The following is a 19,640-nucleotide window of genomic DNA, read 5'->3' on the forward strand; positions in this document are numbered from 1 at the left end:
TTGTTGTCCGTTGTAGGGCCGTTCGGGTAATTATCGAGCGGAGATACGGCATGGCGGACAACCCGATGCTGAAGTTCGTCACCGAAGGTCAGTCCTATCCGGCGAAGCGTGCCGCCGATCTGCGCGCCGCGGATTTCCGCGAGATCGCGGATCGCTATGCGGTGCCCGATGCCGAGGATCAGGCGTCGCGCTGTTCGCAATGTGGCGTGCCCTATTGCTCGGTGCATTGCCCGCTGCACAATCATATCCCGGATTGGCTGCGCCTGACCGCGGAAGGGCGGCTCCGCGAAGCGTATGAGCTGTCGAACAGCACCTCGACCATGCCCGAAATCTGCGGCCGCATCTGCCCGCAGGACCGGTTGTGCGAGGGTAATTGCGTGATCGAGTTCTCCGGCCACGGCGCGGTGACGATCGGTTCGGTCGAGAAGTTCATCACCGATACCGCCTGGGCGGAGGGTTGGGTCGAGCCGGTCGTGGTCGGTCCTTCGCGCGGGCAATCGGTGGCGGTGATCGGCGCCGGCCCGGCCGGGCTGACCGCGGCGGAGTATCTGCGCGGCCATGGGTACGACGTCCATGTCTACGACCGGCATGACCGCGCCGGCGGCCTGCTGACCTATGGCATCCCCGGCTTCAAGCTGGAAAAGCCCGTGGTGATGCGCCGCATCGAACGGCTGGCGGCGGCGGGGATCGAGTTCCACTACGGCTTTGCGGTCGGCGAGGATGCGACGCTGGACGCGTTGCGCCGGCAGCATGACGCACTGCTGATCGCGACGGGCGTGTACAAGGCGCGGCAGGTCGACGTGACCGGCAACGAGACGCCCGGCGTCGTCGCCGCGCTCGATTATCTGACCGCCTCCAACCGCAAGAGCTTCGGCGATGCGGTGCCGGCATTCGACGACGGCCGGCTGGATGCGGCCGGGCGCAACGTCGTCGTGATCGGCGGGGGGGATACCGCGATGGACTGCGTCCGTACCGCGATCCGTCAGGGTGCTGCCTCGGTCAAATGCCTCTATCGCCGGGACCGCGCCAACATGCCCGGCAGCCAGCGCGAAGTAGCCAATGCCGAGGAGGAAGGCGCAGAGTTCGTCTGGCTTTCCGCCCCGCTCGGCTTCGATGGCGAAGGCCAGGTCAGCACGGTCCGCGCCAGCCGGATGCGCCTGGGTGCGCCCGACGCCAGCGGCCGCCGCGCGCCGGAGGTCGATCCGGGCGCCGGCCTCACGCTCGACGCCGATCTGGTCATCAAGGCGTTGGGCTTCGACGCGGAGGACCTGCCGACCCTGTGGGGCGCGCCCGAACTGGGTGTCAGCCGCTGGGGCACGGTGCTGGTCGACGGCAAGACGTTGATGACCAGCCTCGACGGCGTATTCGCGGCGGGCGACATCGTTCGCGGTGCCAGCCTGGTGGTGTGGGCGATCCGCGACGGCCGCGACGTGGCCGCATCGATGCACAAATGGCTGAAGGCGAAGGCGCGGGCCGAGAAGGTGGCGGCGTGAGGTTGACCGAGGAGCAGGTGGACGCCATCAAGGTGGCGGCTGCCAGCGCCTTCGGCGATGATGCCGTCATCCGGCTGTTCGGCAGCCGTACCGACGACGATCGCCGGGGCGGCGATATCGACCTGCATGTCGAGACGGCGCAGGACAAGGCCGATGTCGATCACGAGGTACGCTTCCGCAGCCTGCTGTGGAAGGCGCTGGACGAGGAACAGATCGACGTCGTCGTCGCGGCGCGGGGCGAGGATCGCTGGATCGACCGGGCGGCCCGCCGCGAGGGGATCGTCCTGTGACGCGCGACGAGGTGCGTGACGCGACGGTCGAGGCGGCGCAGGCGGCCGAACAGCTGGCCGCGCATCTGGAGCGACTGGCACGTCGCATGGCGACGCTCCTGCCGGCCGATGCGACGGCACTGTCGGAATGGGACGATGATCCCTGGGAGCGGCTGCACGCGCTGTTGCGGATGTTCGAGCAGCTTTATGACCTGACCAGCCGGAAGCTCTTTCGCGGTCTTCTTTTCCTGTCGGGAGAGACGGTCGCGGGATTGTCCGCGCAGAACCAGTTTCGGCGGGTCGAAGCGCTAGGCGGGATCGAGAGCGCCGACCGATGGATCGAAATCGGCGCCACCCGCAACATCCTGGTACACGATTATCCGACCAACGTCGTCGCACGGGCGCAGCGTGCCAATCGCGCATGGTCGGACCTGCCTGTTCTGATCGCGGCCACCCACCAGACGATCATGACCCTCCGTGCGGAGAAATTGATACCATGACTGACCAGCACGCCTATCTCGCCGAACACGGCATGTACCGTCCCGATTTCGAATCGGACGCTTGCGGCGTCGGCCTCGTCGCGGCGACCGACGGGCGACCGTCGCGCCGGGTCGTGCAGTCGGCGATCGATGCGCTGAAGGCGGTGTGGCATCGCGGCGCGGTGGATGCCGACGGCAAGACCGGTGACGGCGCGGGCATCCATCTCGACCTGCCGTTGCGCTTCTTCGACGACGCCATCGCGGGTTCCGGCCACAAGGTGCGGCCGAACCGGCTGGCGGTCGGCCAGATATTCCTGCCGCGCACCGATCTGGGCGCGCAGGAGACGTGCCGGACGATCGTCGAATCGGCGATCATCGAGGCGGGCTACACCATCTATGGCTGGCGGCAGGTGCCCGTCGACGTGTCGGTCATCGGGCTGAAGGCGCAGGCGACCCGGCCGGAGATCGAGCAGATCATGATCGCCGGCCCGCTGCCGGCGGATCAGGACGAGGCGGAGTTCGAGAAGAACCTGTACCTCGTCCGCCGCCGCATCGAAAAGCGGATCATCGCCGCGCAGATCCAGGGGTTCTACATCTGTTCGCTGTCGGCACGGTCGATCGTGTACAAGGGCCTGTTCCTCGCCGAAAGCCTGTCGATCTTCTACCCCGATCTGCAGGACCAGCGGTTCGAGAGCCGCGTCGCGATCTTCCACCAGCGTTATTCGACCAACACCTTCCCGCAATGGTGGCTGGCGCAGCCGTTCCGCTGTCTGGCGCATAACGGCGAGGTCAACACGATCCGCGGCAACAAGAACTGGATGCTGAGCCACGAGATCCGCATGGCGTCGATCGCGTTCGGCGACAATTCGGAGGACATCAAGCCGGTGATCCCGGCCGGCGCGTCCGACACCGCCGCGCTGGACGCCGTGTTCGAGGCGATCTGCCGCTCCGGCCGCGATGCACCCACCGCCAAGCTGATGCTGGTGCCCGAAGCGGCGAGTGACGACATGCCCGCCGATCATGCCGCGATGTACCAGTATCTCGCCTCCGTCATGGAGCCGTGGGACGGGCCCGCCGCGCTGGCGATGACCGACGGCCGCTGGGCGGTGGCGGGCATGGACCGCAACGCGCTGCGCCCGCTGCGCTACACCCGCACCAATGACGGCCTGCTGATCGTCGGATCGGAAAGCGGCATGGTCGTCGTGCCGGAATCGACCATCGTCGCCAAGGGCCGGCTGGGACCGGGGCAGATGATCGCGGTCGACCTGCAGGAAGGCATCGTGCTGGAGGACCGCGCGATCAAGGACCGGATTTCGGGCGAGCAGGATTATGCCGCGATGACCGGCGAGTTCCTGACGCTGAAGGACCTGCCCCCCGCCGGCGACGAGGCGACGGTGCGCTTCTCCCGCGCCGAGCTCGCCCGCCGTCAGGTCGCCGCTGGCCAGACGATGGAGGACATGGAACTGATCCTGTCGCCGATGGTCGATGTCGCCAAGGAAGCGATCGGATCGATGGGCGACGATACGCCGCTCGCCGTGATCTCCGACAAGCCGCGCCTTATCAGCCAGTTCTTCCGCCAGAACTTCTCGCAGGTGACGAACCCGCCGATCGATCCGTTGCGCGAACGCCATGTGATGTCGCTGAAGACGCGGTTCGGCAACCTCGCCAACATCCTCGACGTGCGCGACCAGCGCGAGAAGGTGCTGGTACTCGATTCGCCGGTGCTGACCGGCGCGCACTGGGAACGGCTGAAGGCGCATTTCGGCCGGTCGGCGGCGGAGATCGACTGCACGTTCGAGGCGGATGGTGGCCCCGATCGCCTGCGCGCCGCGATCCAGCGCATTCGCAACCAGGCCGAGCAGGCGGTGCGCGAGGGCCGGTCGGAACTGTTCCTGACCGACGAGCATGTGTCGGAGGACCGGGTCGCGATCGCCGGCGTGCTGGCGGCGGCCGCCGTCCACACCCACCTCGTCCGGCGGGGTCTGCGTTCCTACGCGTCGATCAACGTGCGCAGCGCCGAATGTCTCGACACGCATTATTATGCGGTGCTGATCGGTGTCGGGGCGACGACGGTGAACGCCTATCTGGCCGAGGCATCGATCGTCGACCGGCATACCCGCGGCCTGTTCGGGGCGCTGACGCTGGACGAATGCCTGACCCGCCACCGGATCGCGGTGGAGGAGGGCATCCTCAAGATCATCTCGAAGATGGGCATCGCGGTGATCTCGTCCTATCGCGGCGGCTATAACTTCGAGGCGGTCGGCCTGTCGCGCGCGCTGGTCAACGACCTGTTCCCGGGGATGCCGGCGAAGATTTCGGGCGAGGGCTACACCTCGCTCCACCTGTCGGCGATGATCCGGCACGAGGCGGCGTTCGACAGTGCGGTCGCGACGCTGCCGATCGGCGGTTTCTATCGCCAGCGCGCGGACGGGGAGACGCACGCCTATTCCGCGCAGCTGATGCACCTGCTGCAAACCGCCGTCGCGACCGACAGCTATTCCAGCTATCTGCAATTCTCGCGCGGGGTCAGCGACCTGCCGCCGGTGTACTTGCGCGACCTGTTGCAGTTCAACTTCCCGGCGGAGGGTGTCGCGATCGACCAGGTCGAGGCGATCACCGAAATCCGCAAGCGCTTCGTGACGCCCGGCATGTCGCTCGGCGCGCTGTCGCCCGAGGCGCACGAGACGCTGGCGATCGCGATGAACCGCATCGGGGCCAAGGCGGTGTCGGGCGAGGGCGGCGAGGATACCGTCCGCTTCAAGCCCTATGCGAACGGCGACAATGCCAATTCCGGCGTCAAGCAGATCGCCTCCGGCCGGTTCGGCGTGACCGCCGAATATCTCGGCGCCTGCGAGGAGATCGAGATCAAGGTCGCGCAGGGCGCCAAACCCGGCGAGGGCGGGCAGTTGCCCGGCTTCAAGGTGACGGAGTTCATCGCCAAGCTGCGCCACGCGACGCCGGGCGTCACGCTCATCAGCCCGCCGCCGCATCACGACATCTATTCGATCGAGGATCTTGCGCAGCTCATCTACGACTGCAAGCAGATCAATCCGCGCGCGCGCGTCTGCGTGAAGCTGGTCAGCTCAGCCGGCATCGGCACGGTCGCGGCGGGCGTGGCGAAGGCGCATGCCGACGTGATCCTGGTGTCCGGCCATGTCGGTGGCACCGGCGCCAGCCCGCAGACCAGCATCAAATATGCCGGCACCCCGTGGGAAATGGGGCTGTCGGAGGTCAACCAGACGCTGACGCTGAACGGCTTGCGCGGGCGTATCCGGCTGCGCGCGGATGGCGGGTTGAAGACGGGGCGCGACATCGTGATCGCCGCGATCCTGGGCGCGGAGGAGTTCGGCATCGGCACGCTGTCGCTGGTGGCGATGGGCTGCATCATGGTGCGCCAGTGCCACAGCAACACCTGCCCGGTCGGCGTATGCGTGCAGGACGAGCGGCTGCGCGCCAAGTTCACCGGCACGCCCGAAAAGGTCATCAACCTGATGACCTTCATCGCGGAGGAGGTGCGCGACATCCTCGCCCGCCTCGGATGCCGGTCGCTGGACGAGGTGATCGGGCGCACCGAATTCCTCCGTCAGGTCAATCGCGGGGCGGAGCATCTCGACGATCTCGACCTGAACCCGATCCTCGCCAAGGTGGATGCCACCGATGCCGAGCGCCGGTTCAGCCTGTCGACCTTCCGTAACGAGGTACCCGACAGCCTCGATGCGCAGATCATCAAGGATGCCGCCGCGGTGTTCAGCCGCGGCGAGAAGATGCAGCTGACCTATTCGGTGCGCAACACCCACCGTGCGGTCGGCACGCGCCTGTCGTCGGAGATCACCCGCACCTTCGGGATGAGCAAGCTGAACGACGGCCACGTCACCATCCGCCTGCGCGGGTCGGCGGGGCAATCGCTGGGCGCGTTCGTGTGCAAGGGGATCACGCTGGAGGTGTTCGGCGATGCCAACGACTATGTCGGCAAGGGCCTGTCGGGTGGCACCATCGTCGTGCGGCCGGCGGTGTCCTCGCCGCTGCGCAGCCAAGAGAACACGATCATCGGCAACACCGTGCTGTACGGCGCGACCAGCGGCCGGCTGCTGGCGGCAGGGCAGGCGGGCGAGCGGTTCGCGGTACGCAATTCGGGCGCGACCGTGGTGGTCGAAGGCTGCGGCGCCAATGGCTGCGAGTACATGACCGGCGGCATCGCGGTGGTGCTGGGACAGGTCGGTGCCAATTTCGGTGCGGGGATGACCGGTGGCATGGCGTTCGTCTACGATCCCGAAGGCCGTTTCGATGCCCGCGCCAATCCCGAGAGCATCACCTGGCGCCGGCTGGGCACGGCGCATTGGGAAGGCGTGCTGCGCGATCTGATCGAGGCGCATGCCAAGGCCACCGACAGCCGCTGGTCGAAGGGCCTGCTCGACGACTGGGCGCGCACGGCCGGCGATTTCTGGCAGGTGGTGCCGAAGGAGATGCTGACCCGGCTGGCACACCCCCTCGACGACACGGTCGAACTGGTGGCGGCGGAATAGGGATGACCGGACGGGGACGCCGTCCCCTTCCGGTCCCTCGGCAAGCGGTCCGTCTCGCAGGGCCATGGGGTACCGATGACCGATATGCCGCTTGGCCCGATCGTCGCCGACGCGACGCGAACGTTGCCGGTGTTGCGGCGGCATCCAGGCCGGGCGGTCACGCTCGAACCATTGGCTGCCCGCCATGTCGCCGACCTGTGGGATGCCGCCCGATCGGCGGACGCGTCATGGGCCTATCTGCGATACGGCCCCTTCCCGACGGAAGCGGCGCTGGCTGCCCATGTCGAACGGATCGGCGGCCTTGCCCCACAACCGTTCTTCGCCGTCATCCCGACATCCAGCGGCAAGGCCGAGGGCTGGACCTCGTTTTGCGACATCGTTCAGACCGATGCCGCGATCGAGATCGGCAGCATTTGGTTCTCGCCGCGCCTCCAGCGGACCCGCGCCGCCACGGAGGCGATATTCCTGATGATGCAACACGCCTTCGCGCTCGGTTATCACCGGGTCGTGTGGCGCTGTAATGCCCTTAACGCGGCGTCCATGCGCGCCGCGCGACGGTTCGGCTTCGTCTATGAGGGGACATGGCGGGGCGACAGCATCGTGAAGGGGCGTCGACGCGATACGGCCTGGTTCTCGCTTCTGGAGCCGGAATGGCCCGCACAGCGGCAACGGTTCGAGGCATGGCTGGATGACGGCAACTTCGACGCAGACGGCGGGGCGAGAAAATCGATGATGTGACGCGACCGGGCAATGGGTAGGCGATGCTTCAACCGGTAGGCCGCCGCCGCACCAGCGCCCAGCCGGTGCTGCCGTAAACCAGCAGTGCCGGCCAACCGCCATCGGTGACGAACAGATAGGCCGTGCCGATCACCGCGACGATCGCCAGCACTGCCGCCGTCATCCGGACGGTCGCGATCCGGCACAACAGCATGGTACCGATCGCCAGCGCCGCCAGCGCATTGCCCGCCAGCCATGTCCATGATCCGCCGCGCCCGATCGATCCCATGCCCGGCACCTTCACCGTCGCGAAGCCGCGCATGGCATTGGGGAACACGTCGGCGGACAGGTGCAGCCCGATGCCCAATGCCAGCCCCGCCGCCACCGGCCACCAGCGTGGTCGCGACGCCAGCAGGATGACGGGCAACACCGAATGGGTCAGGCCGCTGCGGTGGCCCAGCCCCAGCGTCATGTCGAGATCGGGCAGCGTCGTCCCCGCCAGTGCCGCCACCGGCACCGCGGCCGGCAGCAGGATCGGCCAGCGATCGCCCAGCGCGACCAGTATCGCTGCCGTTGCCATGAAAAGCACCGCGTCCATCCGCCCGCTGTAGCGTCCGCCATGCCGAAACATAGTCGACGCATGCCGATAACCGCCGCTGCGGCCCTTCCGCCTCCGCCGGAGGGACGCTAACGGTGCGGCATGTGGCAGCTTTATCAATTCCCCCTGTGTCCCTTCAGCCGGAAGGTCCGCCTGCTGCTGGGTGAAAAGGGCGTGGGGTACGAGCTTGTCCGCGAGTCACCCTGGCTGCGGCGCGACGAGTTCGTCGACATGAATCCCACCGGGCAGACGCCGGTGATGGTGGATGCCGATCGCGGCATCCTACTGATCGATTCGATGGCGATCGCCGAGTATTTCGAGGAAACCATCGACAAGGCGGTGATGATCAACGGCACCGCGACCAGCCGGGCCGAGATCCGCCGGCTGGTGACGTGGTTCGACACGCATTTCTATCACGACGTCACCGGGCCGCTGCTGCATGAGCGGATGGTGAAGCGCATCGCGCAGCGCGCCACGCCCGATGCCAAGGCGCTGCGTGAGGCGATGAAGGCCGCGGTCGGGCATCTCGACTATACCGATTACCTGCTCGATCATCGGCAATGGCTGGGCGGCGCGACGATGACGCTGGCCGACCTGACCGCGGCGGCGCAGATTTCGGTCGCGGACTATCTGGGCGGCATCGACTGGAAGGGGCATGACCAGACCGCGCGCTGGTATCGCGGGCTGAAGAGCCGCCCGTCCTTCCGCCCGCTGCTGGCCGAGCGGATGGAGATGATCGGCCCGCCCGCCCATTACGACAATCTGGATTTCTGAGGCGTGGACACCCCCGCCGAAACCATCGCGTTCGACGATTTCCTGAAGGTCGACATCCGCGTCGGGACGATCGTCGCGGCCGAGCCGTTTCCCGAAGCGCGCAAGCCCGCGTTGCGGCTGACGATCGATTTCGGCTCCGAGATCGGACGCAAGCGATCGTCCGCACAGATCACCGAGCATTACACGCCCGACATGCTGGTCGGGCGGCAGGTGGCGGCGGTGGTGAACTTCCCGCCGCGCCAGATCGGGCCGATGATGTCGGAGGTGCTGACGCTCGGCTTTCCCGATGCGGGCGGCAAGGTGGTGCTGATTACGCCGACACAGGGCGTGCCGGACGGCGGGCGGCTGTTTTAGGCCACGACAGCGAGAGACCGACCCATCCCGTCATTGCTTCGCGCCGCTCGCAACGACGAACGCGGGTGGACTACGCCGCCAGCGCCAGCCGCCACGCCTCCGCCTTGGCCAGCGCGGCGGGGTCGTCGACGTCGATCCAGTCGAGATCGCTGCAATCCACCACGCGCGCGCGGCCATCGCCCGCAAGCAGGCGCATCCCGTCGGTAAGCGACGGCGCGCCGAGGCTGCCGAGCGCGGCGAACAGGCGGGGGCCGATCGCGAAGACGCCGGTGTCGTAGCAGTCGGCGTCCGCCAGCCCCTTGCCGATCGCGACGATCGCGTCGCCATCGGTCTTCACCCAGGTCACGTCGTCGGGATCGACCCAGGGGTGGCCGATGCGACGGTCGATGCCCAAGGTCGCGCCGCCGCCGGTACCGGTGGCGGCGAGACGGGCATAGAGCGCGGGGGTGACGAGATGGTCGCACATCGCCAGCACCGCCGGCTCCCCCGCCAGCACCGGCGCGGCGGCGAGGACGGAGACGCCGTTGGGCTCGCGGTGGTCGCGGGTCATCACCGTCTCCACCGCCAGCGGCCAGTGGCGCGCCGCCAGATGCGCGGCGATCGCCTCCGCCCCGTAACCCAGCACGACGACCGCGCGGGTCAGCCCCGCCTCCGCCATGCCGGTCAGCGCGTGATCGATCAGCGGCCGGCCGGCGACGGGGCAGAGCGGCTTGTAGGGCGCGCTGCCCCGCAGCCGGGTGCCGTGCCCGGCGGCGAGCAGCACGCCGGTGCGGATCGGCATATCAGGCGGCCGCGATGAACTTCTCGACCTCGATCTGGGCAAGGTCGTCGGTCATCTGGGTGCGGGGATGCTTGCAGAAATAGGCGGAGGCCGGGTCGATCACGCCGCCGATGCCGCGATCCTTGGCGATCTTGGCGCAACGGATCATGTCGATCGCGACACCCGCCGAATTGGGCGAATCCTCGACCGACAGGCGCAGTTCCAGGTTCATCGGCACGCCGCCGAAGAGCTGGCCCTCCATACGCAGGAAGCAGACCTTGTTGTCGTTCTGCCACGGCACGTAATCACTGGGGCCGATATGGACGTTGTCGTCGTCCAGTCGTTCCGCCGCGACCGACTGGACGGCCTCGGTCTTCGAAATCTTCTTCGATTCGAGCCGGCGATGGTTCGACATGTTGAGGAAGTCGGTGTTGCCGCCGGTGTTGAGCTGGTAGGTACGGTCCAGCTTCACGCCGCGCTTGGCGAACAGGTCGGTCAGCACGCGGTGGACGATGGTCGCGCCCAGCTGCGCCTTGATGTCGTCACCGACGATCGCGACGCCGGCATCCTCGAACCGCTTCGCCCAGACCGGGTTGGAGGCGATGAAGACGGGGATGTTGTTGACGAAGGCGACACCGGCTTCCAGCGCGCATTCGGCATAGAATTCGGTCGCTTCCTGCGAACCCACCGGCAGGTAGTTCATCAGCACGTCGGCACCGCTCGCCTTCAGTTCGGCGATCACGTCTTCCTTCGACGGCTGCGTGTCGTTGGCGACGATGAAGGTGCGGTCGTCCTTGTAGTCGGCCATGTGCTCGGCGACGCCGTCCAGCACCTTGCCCATCTTCACGACGGTGCCGGTGGCGGGCAGGTTGGCGGCGAACACGGCGGTGCAGTTGGGCTTGGCGAACACCGCCTCGGCCACATCGCGGCCGACCTTGCGTGCATCCACGTCCCACGCGGCCACGACCTTGATGTCGCCGGGGCGATAGCCGCCGACCTCGTAATGCATCAGGCCGACATGGTCATTGCTGCCCTCGCCGTAATAATCGAGGCCCTGCACGAGGCTGGAGGCGCAATTGCCGATACCGACGATCGCGATGCGGATGGTGCCCATTACTGTCCCTGTTCCTTGACGAGATATCGCGCCGGCGCCTCGGCCGGGGCGGAAGAGATGACGGAAGAAAGAAGCGTGCGCTCGACCCGGCGATGCCAGGCGAGGCCGATCAGGAGGATCGCTGTCAACGGAACGATCTCGAACCACCAGAAGAGGCGCGGATCGCCCGCCAGACACGCGACGAAAACCATGAAGATGCGGACATTGGCGGTTTCCAGCGACAACAGCCGCATCGGCGCCACCGCCGCCCGTGCATAACGTGCGCCGGTCGCGACGGGATCGGGGCTGGCGGCCAGTTTCTGCTCGAACGCCATTGCCAGCCGGTCCGGCATGCCGGCGACGCGGTCGTACAGCCGTACCAGCGACGACGCGGCGGGTGCCGGCGGCGCAGCGACCAGCGCCACCCCCTTTACCCGGCGATGGAAGCGAGTGCGCTCCCCCTCGAACAGGCTGGACTGCACGGCGTGCACCCCACCCGCGGCGAATGCCAGTGCCCAGCCGGCCGGCGTGCCCCACACGGTCGCAAGCGCGACATAGATCAGGAGGAAGACCCCGTGATCGCACAGCCCGTCGAGCATCCGGCCGAGCGGGCTGGCGGTGCCGGTGGCGCGCGCGACCATGCCGTCGAGTCCGTCCGCCACCAGCCAGCCGATCGACAGCATCAGCCCGATCAGCGCGAATCGCCAGTCGCCTAAGCGGGCATAGGCGAGCGCGGCGGCGGTCCCCAACGTCAGTCCCGCGATCGACACGGCATTGGCGGATATCCCGCGCGCGACCGCAACCGGCAGGAGCAGGCGGCCGAGCGGATGGATCAGCCAGAGATTGGAAGGATCCTCGATCCGGCGATCGCGCGATCCATCCGGAGGAGGCACTGTCATAGGCGGGTCACAATGCGCCGACGCCGCCGATTATTCAAGATGGTTGCGGCAGGTTTGCGGCCAACTCCTCCAGCCAGACCCTGGCGGTGCCGTCGGAAGGGGCGCGCCAGTCGCCCCGCGGGCTGACCGCGCCCCCCGCCGATACCTTCGGCCCGTTGGGAAGCGCGCTGCGCTTGAACTGGCTGGTCTGGAAGAATCGGCGGCAGAACGACTCCAGCCAGTGGCGGATCACCGGCAGGTCATAGGCGACGCGGGCGTCGGCCGGGAAATCCTCCGGCCAGCGTCCCGCGTCCAGATCGCGCCACGCGTGCCAGCACAGAAAGGCGATCTTGGAGGGGGCCAGGCCATGGCGCAGCACGTAATGCGCGAAGAAGTCGTTCAGCGCATAAGGCCCGATCATCGATTCGGTCGATTGCATCGCACCCGTATCGGCATCGGCGGGCACCAGTTCGGGCGAGATTTCCTGCGCCAGGATCGCGGCGAGGATATGGTTCGTCTCCGCATCATACTGGTCGGTCCGGATGCACCAGCGGATCAGGAACTGGATCAGCGTCTTGGGCACGCCGGCATTGACCGCATAATGGCTCATCTGGTCGCCGACGCCATAGGTGCACCAGCCCAGCGCCAGTTCGCTGAGGTCGCCCGTCCCCAGCACGATCCCGCCGCGCTGGTTGGCGAGGCGGAACAGGTAATCGGTGCGCAGGCCCGCCTGCACATTCTCGAACGTCACGTCGTACACCGGCTCGCCCCGGCCGAAGGGGTGGCCCATGTCGGCCAGCATCTGGCGCGCGGCGGGACGGATGTCGATCTCGTCGGCGGCGATGCCCAGCGCGCGCATCAGCGCCCAGGCATTGGCCTTGCTCCCCTCGCCGGTCGCGAAGCCCGGCATGGTGAAGCCCAGGATCGACGAACGCGGGCGGCCGAGCCGGTCCATCGCCTTGGCCGCGACGATCAGCGCATGGGTCGAATCGAGCCCGCCCGACACGCCGATCACCAGCGTATCCGCGCGCGCCGCCTCGAGTCGCTTCGCCAGCCCCTCGACCTGGATGTTGAACGCCTCGTAACAGTCGGCGTCGCGTTTGGCGGGATCGTTGGGGACGAAGGGGAAGCGGCGGATCGAGCGTTCCAGCCCACGATCCGCCAGATCCTCGCCGTGCACGAAGCCGATGCGGCGGAAGCGCAGTTCGGGATGGCCGGCGACGGCGGCGGCATCGTTGAACGTGCCGGTGCGGGCGCGCTCCTGCAACAATCGCTCGGCATCGATGTCGGCGACGACCAGTTCGGGCGTGCGGGAGAAGCGCGTCGATTCGGCGATGAGTTCACCCAGTTCGTGGATCAGGCCCTGGCCGTCCCATGCCACGTCGGTGGTGCTTTCCCCGATCCCGGCGGCGGCATAGACATAGGCGCAGGCCGCACGCGCACTCTGCGCGGCGGCGAGCATCGTCCGCTCGCGCGCCTTGCCGATCACGATGTTGGAGGCGGACAGGTTGCAACAGACCAGCGCGCCGGCCAGCGCCCCCATCGTCGAAGGCGGGGTGGGCGCCCAGTAATCCTCGCAGATTTCCGCATGGACGGTGAAGAAGGGCAGGTCGCTGGCGGCGAACAGCAGGTCGGTGCCGAACGGGACGGGGTCGCCCCCCGGTTCGCTCCCCAGGTCGCCCCCCAGGTCGATCGTCAGGCCGGTCAGGCCCGCGCCGCTGGCGAACCAGCGCTTCTCGTAATATTCGCGGTAGTTGGGCAGGAACGTCTTGGGCACCACGCCCAGGATGCGGCCGCGATGGATCGCCAGCGCGCAATTGTAGAGCCGCCCGTTGCGCGCGATCGCCGCGCCGACGAGCAGCAGCGGCTTGAGATCGACAGAGGCCGCCCGCACCGAATCGATCGCCGCGCGGGTCGCCGCCTGTTGCGCGGATTGCAGGTGCAGGTCGTCGATCGCGTAGCTGGTCAGGTTCAGTTCGGGAAAGACGACGAGATCCACGCCGCGCGTATCCGCTTCCCGCGCCAGCGCGATCGTAGCGGCGGCGTTGGCGGGTACGTCGCCGACGCTGGCGGGCGGCGTCGCGGCGGCGACGCGGATCATGCGCTGGCGATGGAGCGAAAAGAAGGGATGGGTCATGCGGTCATGTCCTTATCGCAAAGCGGGCGGGCAGAAACGACGGATACGTCGTCCCCACGGGCCGTTTCCTGTCGGCGGACAGGGGATCGTGGTCCAGAAACGATTGGGCCGGCGCGGTCAGGCACGGTTCATCGACCCGTGCGACATATCGTCATTATCGGTACCCATGGGGAGCGGCGAAATGCGGATTGACGGGATCGTGATGGTATTCGCCATGATCGGATCGGCCTCCGCTGCTGCCTCCCCCCAACGATGGAGTACGCAAAAAGCGCCGGTGGCGCCGTCATCCTATCGCATCGACGTGCCGGGTCCCGATGCCCGTGCCGGCACCGATGTCCTCCGGCAGATCGACCAGATCGACCGCGATATACGCGACGGTCGCGACGGGGGGCAGTTGTCGCGGCGCGACGCGCGGCGATTGCGGGACGAAAACCGCGTGATCGGTGAATTGGCCGATCGATATGCAGTGGGCGGGACATCCGCCGCCGAACATCGGGAATTGGAAACACGTGCCGCGGTCATGCGCGATATCGTCGGGCAGCAGCGGTTGCGGCCGAAACGATGATCGCGATCGATTGGCTTGCCACGCCGCCGTCACGGGCGTCTTCGTCGAGCAGACCGGAATGAGAGCATGACCATGACGACGATGTTCGGCATCCCCAATTGCGACACGGTGAAGAAGGCGCGGGCATGGCTCGATGCGCGCGGCGTCGCCTATGTCTTCCACGACTACAAGAAAGCGGGCGTCGATCCTGCCACCTTGCAGGGCTGGGTCGAGCGGCTGGGATGGGAAACGGTGCTGAACCGGGCGGGCACCACGTTCCGCAAACTGCCCGAGGCGGAACGGGCGGATCTGGATGCGGCGCGGGCGATCGCGCTGATGCTGGCGCAGCCGTCGATGATAAAACGGCCGATGCTGGTGCATGGCAATTTGCTGGAGGCGGGGTTCAGGCCGGATCGCTACGCGGCGATCATGGACTGATCCCGCAGGCGCTGGATCGCGGGCATCCACGTCGCTACGATCCGGCCCATGTCCACGACCTACACGATCGACACCGCGACCAGTCGCGCCAATCCCACGCCGGCACCGCGCAAGCGCCTGACCGTGCCCGCCATTCGCGCCCGCAAGGGGGGCGAGCCGTTGGTGATGCTGACCGCCTATACGGTGCGGACCGCGCAACTGCTCGATCCGCATTGCGACATGCTGCTGGTCGGCGACAGCCTGGGGCAGGTGATCTACGGCCTGCCCTCGACCGTGCCGGTCACGCTGGAGATGATGGCGGCGCACGGCGCGGCGGTGGTGCGCGGCAGCCTGCAGGCGCTGGTCGTGATCGACATGCCGTTCGGCAGTTACGAGGCATCGCCCGAAAAGGCGTTCGAGAGCGCCGCGTGGCTGTTGAAGCAGACCGGGGCGGCGGCGGTGAAACTGGAGGGAGGCGAGGCGATGGCCGCGACCGTCCGTTTCCTGTCCGAACGCGGCATCCCGGTGATGGGGCATATCGGCCTGACCCCGCAGGCGGTGAACGTGCTGGGCGGCTATGGCGCGCGCGGGCGGAGCGCGGCGGAGGCGGAGAAGATCGCCGCCGATGCCCGCGCGATCGCGGCGGCGGGCGCCTTCGCGATCGTCGCGGAAGGGGTGATGGAGCCGATCGCGGTGGCGATCACGCGCGAGGTCGCCTGCCCGGTGATCGGCATCGGCGCATCGGCCGAATGCGACGGGCAGGTGCTGGTGGCGGAGGATATGCTGGGGATGTTCGAACGCGTGCCGCGCTTCGTGAAGCGGTACGACGATCTGGGCGGGCGGATTTCCGACGCCGCGGCCCGCTATGCCGCCGAGGTGCGGGCACGGGTCTTTCCGGGAGCGGAGCAGGTGTACGTGCCCAAGGGATAGGCGTCGCCTTCCCCCCGGCGGGGCGTCTTTCCGCCGCCGGGACAGGCGGCGGCGGCAAGCGCCCTTCCGTTTGGCGGGCCGCCCGGCTATGAGCCCGGATCGTTTTCCCTGCATCCCGGAGCCGTTCCTTGGCCCTGCCGCCGAATGCCAATGCCGAAGTATTCATGCGGGAGGTGGACGAAGAGGTCCGCCGCGACCGGATGACCCAGTTCTGGACCCGCTGGGGCAAGGTCGCGATCGCCGCGATCGTGCTGGGCCTCGCCGTGCTGGCGGGCGTCCTCTACTGGCAGCACCGCAGCCGCGAGGCCGCGGGGGCCGAGGGCGAACGGTTGCAGGCGGCCTATGACTCGCTGGGCCAGGGGCGGATCGACAAGGCGCAGCCCGCGCTCGCCGACCTCGGCGCCTCCGACCGCGACGTCTATCGCGCGCTGGCCAAGTTCACCGAGGCGGACATCATCCTTCAGCGCAACGACCTGAAGGCCGCGGCAGCCAAATTCGCCGAGGTGGCGGGCGATACCGGTCAGGCACAGCCGATTCGCGATCTGGCGCTGATCCGCCAGACCGCCGCCGAGTTCGACACGCTGAAGCCCCAGGTCGTCGTGGAGCGGATGCGCCCGCTGGCGGTGCCGGGCGGAGCGTGGCTGGGCAGCGCGGGCGAGATGATGGCGGTGGCGCAGTTGCGCCTCGGCCAGAAGGCACAGGCCGGGCAGCTGTTCGCCCGGATCGCGCGGGACGAGGGCGTGCCCGGATCGATCCGTCAACGCGCCGTTCAGATGGCGGGCCTATTGGGCGTCGACGCCGTTCCCGCGGCCCCCGCCGCTACGCAGGAAACCGCCCGATGACCCCCCGTCCGATGACTCCCCGTCTTATGACAGGGCATTTCCGTGCGCCGGTGATGGTGGCGGCGCTGATGGCGCTGAGCGCCTGCGGCATCTTCAAGGGCGGTGGTCCGAAGAAGACGCCGACCGTGGGCGAACGGGTGTCGATCCTGTCGTCGGAGAACGGCATCGTCGCCGACCCCGCAATGGCGACCGTCGCGGTGACGCTGCCCGCCGCCGCCGCCAACGACGCCTGGACCCAGTCGGGCGGCAATGCCGCCAAGTCGATGGGGCAACTGACGCTGGGCGCGCAGCCGGCACGGGCATGGCAGGCGACGATCGCCGGCGGTTCGCCGCGCGAACGGCTGGCGGCGACGCCGGTGATCGCGGAAAACAAGCTGTTCGTGATCGACGTGACCGCCGCGGTCCATGCCTATGCCGCCGATACCGGCGCGGTGCTGTGGACGGCGGAACTGTCGCCCGGCAAGCAGAACAGCGGCTCGCGCTTCGGCGGCGGCGCCTCCTATGACGACGGCAAGGTCTATGCGACCGACGGGCTGGGCGACGTGGTCGCGCTGAACGCTGCGGACGGCAAGGAACTGTGGCGCGCCAAGCCCGGCGGCCCGTTGCGCGGCGCACCGACGATCGCCAACGGCAACGTCTATGTCCTCAGCCAGGACAACCAGATCTTCGCGATCAACCAGCTCGACGGCAAGGTGCAGTGGGCGCAGTCCGGCACGCTGGAGACGCAGGGCGTGTTCGGCGTCGCGGCACCGGCGGCGAGCCAGGGATCGGTGGTCGCGGGCTATTCGTCGGGCGAACTGTCCGCCTATCGCTACGAGAACGGGCGCGTGCTGTGGCAGGATGCCTTGTCGCGCACCTCGTCCACGACCTCCGTATCCAGCCTGGCCGATATCGACGCCGCGCCGGTGGTGGATGGCGGCCGGGTCTATGCGGTCGGGCAGGGCGGGCGCATGGTCGCCCTGGAACTGTCGACCGGGCAGCGACTGTGGGAACAGAATCTGGGTGGCATCTCGACCCCGTGGATCGCGGGCGAGTGGCTGTTCGTGATGACCGACGACGCGCGCCTCGCCGCACTGTCGCGGGCCAGCGGCAAGGCGCGCTGGATCGCGCAGCTGCCGCGCTATCGCAACCTGAAGAAGCGGTCAGGGCCGATCACGTGGTTCGGTCCGGTGCTGGCGGGCAACCGGCTGGTGCTGACCAATTCGCAGGGGCAGATCGTCTACGCATCGCCCACGGACGGCAGCGTGGTGCAGACGGTGGAGACGAAGGTGGCGTTCGCCTTGTCGCCGGTGGTCGCCAATTCAACGCTCTACACGCTCGACCAGAAGGGGCGAATTACCGCCTATCGGTGATGGCTGCCCGCATGGCCCCGTGTCATCCCGTCCGTACAGGGTGACGGCGGGGCCGGCAGCGGCTAAGGGCGCAGGATGCCCAAACTCCCCGTGGTCGCGATCGTCGGCCGGCCCAATGTCGGCAAGTCGACTTTGTTCAACCGTCTCGTCGGCAAGAAACTCGCGCTGGTCGACGACCGGCCCGGCGTGACGCGTGACCGGCGCGAGGGTGACGCGCATCTGATCGGCCTCGATTTCCGCGTCATCGATACCGCCGGTTACGAGGATCAGGACGCACAGACGCTGCCCGGCCGGATGCGGATGCAGACCGAGGCGGCGGTGGCGCAGGCGGATGTCGCGCTGTTCCTGTTCGACGCCCGCGCCGGCATCGTGCCGCTGGACGAGGAGATCGCCCGCTGGCTGCGCCAGTCGTCCACCCCGGTCATCCTCGCCGCCAACAAGGCGGAAGGGAATGCCGGCAACCAGGGTATCCTCGAATCGCTCAGCCTGGGCTTCGGGGATCCGGTGCAGCTGTCCGCCGAACATGGCGAGGGGCTGGGCGACCTGTTCGAGGTGCTGCTGCCGCTGCTGGAGGGGAAGGAAATCCCCGACGACGAGGAGGACGAACGTCTCGACGCGCCGCTGAAGCTGGCGATCGTCGGTCGGCCCAATGCCGGCAAGTCGACACTCATCAACCGGATGCTGGGCGAAGACCGGCTGATCACCGGCCCCGAAGCCGGGATCACCCGCGATTCGATCGCGGTCGACTGGCAATGGCGCGATCCGTTGCGCGGGGCGCATGGCGAACCCCGCCCGGTGAAGCTGATCGACACCGCCGGGATGCGCAAGCGCGCCAAGGTGCAGGACAAGCTGGAGAAGATGTCGGTCGCCGACGGCCTGCACGCGGTCGATTTCGCCGAGGTCGTCGTCCTGCTGCTCGACGCGACGCTGGGGCTGGAGGCGCAGGACCTGCGCATCGCCGACAAGGTGCTGGAGGAAGGACGCGCGATGATCATCGCGCTGAACAAATGGGATGTGGCGGAAAATCCGTCGTCGCTGTTCAACGGCGTGAAGCGCGCGCTGGAGGACGGCCTGTCCCAGGTGAAGGGGGTGACCGTCGTCACGGTTTCCGGCGCCACCGGCAAGGGCGTCGACCAGTTGATGAGCGCGGCGTTCCAGGTGCGCGAGGCGTGGTCGAAGCGCGTCGGCACCGGCGAACTGAACCGCTGGTTCGAGCGCGCGATCGAGGCCAACCCGCCCCCCGCCCCCGGCGGCAAGCGAATCAAGATGCGCTACGTCACCCAGGTGAAGACGCGGCCGCCCAGTTTCGTGATCTTCGGCACCCGGGTCGACCAGCTGCCCGCCAGCTACGAACGCTATCTGGTCAATTCGATGCGCAAGGAACTGGGGTTCGGCGCGGTGCCGGTGCGCGTCACCATGCGCGCGCCCAAGAATCCGTTCGACCAGAAGGACTAGCCGCCGGATCGGTGCGCAACATCCT

18 protein-coding genes are annotated in these 19,640 nt (G+C 67.9%); 13 read left to right on the forward strand and 5 right to left on the reverse strand.

What is annotated here, in order from left to right; translation table 11 throughout:
- Positions 1-50: 50 nt before the first annotated feature.
- From IFT82_RS07290 to IFT82_RS07310, 5 genes are all read left to right on the forward strand, one after another.
- Positions 51-1,493: an NAD(P)-dependent oxidoreductase gene (locus tag IFT82_RS07290; RefSeq protein WP_192125666.1), complete on the forward strand. Its 1,443-nt coding sequence runs from the start codon at positions 51-53 to the stop codon at positions 1,491-1,493.
- A complete protein-coding gene (locus tag IFT82_RS07295) occupies positions 1,490-1,783 on the forward strand; it encodes a nucleotidyltransferase domain-containing protein (RefSeq protein WP_192125667.1) in 294 nt (97 codons plus the stop codon). The genes IFT82_RS07290 and IFT82_RS07295 overlap by 4 nt, the downstream gene beginning before the upstream one ends.
- On the forward strand, positions 1,780-2,262 hold the full coding sequence (locus IFT82_RS07300; RefSeq protein WP_192125668.1) for a hypothetical protein: 483 nt from the start codon (positions 1,780-1,782) through the stop codon (positions 2,260-2,262). Before IFT82_RS07295 ends, IFT82_RS07300 begins: the two co-directional genes overlap by 4 nt.
- Positions 2,259-6,764 carry a glutamate synthase large subunit gene (gene gltB / locus IFT82_RS07305; RefSeq protein WP_192125669.1) on the forward strand — a complete coding sequence of 1,502 codons (4,506 nt, stop codon included), beginning with the start codon at positions 2,259-2,261 and terminating at the stop codon, positions 6,762-6,764. The genes IFT82_RS07300 and gltB overlap by 4 nt, the downstream gene beginning before the upstream one ends.
- A gap of 75 nt (positions 6,765-6,839) precedes the next feature.
- Entirely contained in the window at positions 6,840-7,502 is a 663-nt protein-coding gene (locus IFT82_RS07310; RefSeq protein WP_192125670.1) for a GNAT family N-acetyltransferase, read from the forward strand.
- A gap of 28 nt (positions 7,503-7,530) precedes the next feature.
- On the opposite strand, the gene IFT82_RS07315 is transcribed toward IFT82_RS07310, so the two are convergent.
- On the reverse strand, positions 7,531-8,061 hold the full coding sequence (locus IFT82_RS07315; protein ID WP_192125671.1) for a zinc dependent phospholipase C family protein: 531 nt from the start codon (positions 8,059-8,061) through the stop codon (positions 7,531-7,533).
- A 120-nt stretch (positions 8,062-8,181) separates the two neighbouring features.
- On the opposite strand from IFT82_RS07315, the gene IFT82_RS07320 reads away from it, so the two are divergent.
- Together IFT82_RS07320 and IFT82_RS07325 are read left to right on the forward strand one after the other, a co-directional pair.
- Positions 8,182-8,853, forward strand: coding sequence for a glutathione S-transferase family protein (locus tag IFT82_RS07320; protein WP_192125672.1), 672 nt, complete (start codon positions 8,182-8,184; stop codon positions 8,851-8,853).
- A 3-nt stretch (positions 8,854-8,856) separates the two neighbouring features.
- Entirely contained in the window at positions 8,857-9,207 is a 351-nt protein-coding gene (locus IFT82_RS07325; protein ID WP_192125673.1) for a tRNA-binding protein, read from the forward strand.
- A 70-nt stretch (positions 9,208-9,277) separates the two neighbouring features.
- Here the strand turns inward: IFT82_RS07325 and IFT82_RS07330 are convergent, their stop codons facing one another.
- From IFT82_RS07330 to IFT82_RS07345, 4 genes are read right to left on the reverse strand one after another with little or no spacing between them, the layout of a single operon-like run.
- On the reverse strand, positions 9,278-9,988 hold the full coding sequence (locus IFT82_RS07330) for an NTP transferase domain-containing protein (protein WP_192125674.1): 711 nt from the start codon (positions 9,986-9,988) through the stop codon (positions 9,278-9,280).
- Between the two features lies 1 nt (position 9,989).
- Positions 9,990-11,081, reverse strand: coding sequence for an inositol-3-phosphate synthase (locus IFT82_RS07335; RefSeq protein WP_192125675.1), 1,092 nt, complete (start codon positions 11,079-11,081; stop codon positions 9,990-9,992).
- Positions 11,081-11,959, reverse strand: a complete 879-nt coding sequence (locus IFT82_RS07340) for a CDP-alcohol phosphatidyltransferase family protein (protein WP_192125676.1) — start codon at positions 11,957-11,959, stop codon at positions 11,081-11,083. The genes IFT82_RS07335 and IFT82_RS07340 overlap by 1 nt, the downstream gene beginning before the upstream one ends.
- Before the next feature lie 34 nt (positions 11,960-11,993).
- Positions 11,994-14,075: an NAD(+) synthase gene (locus IFT82_RS07345; RefSeq protein WP_192125677.1), complete on the reverse strand. Its 2,082-nt coding sequence runs from the start codon at positions 14,073-14,075 to the stop codon at positions 11,994-11,996.
- A 199-nt stretch (positions 14,076-14,274) separates the two neighbouring features.
- Between IFT82_RS07345 and IFT82_RS07350 the strand changes: the two genes are divergently transcribed.
- The 6 genes from IFT82_RS07350 to der all read left to right on the forward strand — a co-directional run bounded on the left by IFT82_RS07350 (position 14,275) and on the right by der (position 19,615).
- A complete protein-coding gene (locus tag IFT82_RS07350) occupies positions 14,275-14,640 on the forward strand; it encodes a hypothetical protein (protein WP_207105749.1) in 366 nt (121 codons plus the stop codon).
- Between the two features lie 72 nt (positions 14,641-14,712).
- A complete protein-coding gene (locus IFT82_RS07355) occupies positions 14,713-15,057 on the forward strand; it encodes an ArsC family reductase (protein ID WP_446740947.1) in 345 nt (114 codons plus the stop codon).
- Positions 15,058-15,105: 48 nt separating this feature from the next.
- The gene (gene panB, locus IFT82_RS07360; protein WP_192125680.1) at positions 15,106-15,966 is read left to right on the forward strand and encodes a 3-methyl-2-oxobutanoate hydroxymethyltransferase; all 861 of its coding nucleotides are present in this window, start codon (positions 15,106-15,108) and stop codon (positions 15,964-15,966) included.
- 128 nt (positions 15,967-16,094) lie between these two features.
- Positions 16,095-16,808 (forward strand): tetratricopeptide repeat protein, encoded by a 714-nt coding sequence (locus tag IFT82_RS07365; RefSeq protein WP_192125681.1) that lies wholly within the window; start codon positions 16,095-16,097, stop codon positions 16,806-16,808.
- A 26-nt stretch (positions 16,809-16,834) separates the two neighbouring features.
- On the forward strand, positions 16,835-18,160 hold the full coding sequence (locus tag IFT82_RS07370; RefSeq protein WP_192125787.1) for an outer membrane protein assembly factor BamB family protein: 1,326 nt from the start codon (positions 16,835-16,837) through the stop codon (positions 18,158-18,160).
- A gap of 75 nt (positions 18,161-18,235) precedes the next feature.
- Complete coding sequence (gene der, locus IFT82_RS07375) at positions 18,236-19,615, forward strand: ribosome biogenesis GTPase Der (protein ID WP_192125682.1); 1,380 nt, start codon at positions 18,236-18,238, stop codon at positions 19,613-19,615.
- The last annotated feature ends 25 nt before the right edge of the window (positions 19,616-19,640 follow it).

It is taken from the genome of Sphingomonas sp. CFBP 8760, assembly GCF_014841615.1.
Taxonomy (GTDB): Bacteria; Pseudomonadota; Alphaproteobacteria; order Sphingomonadales; family Sphingomonadaceae; genus Sphingomonas.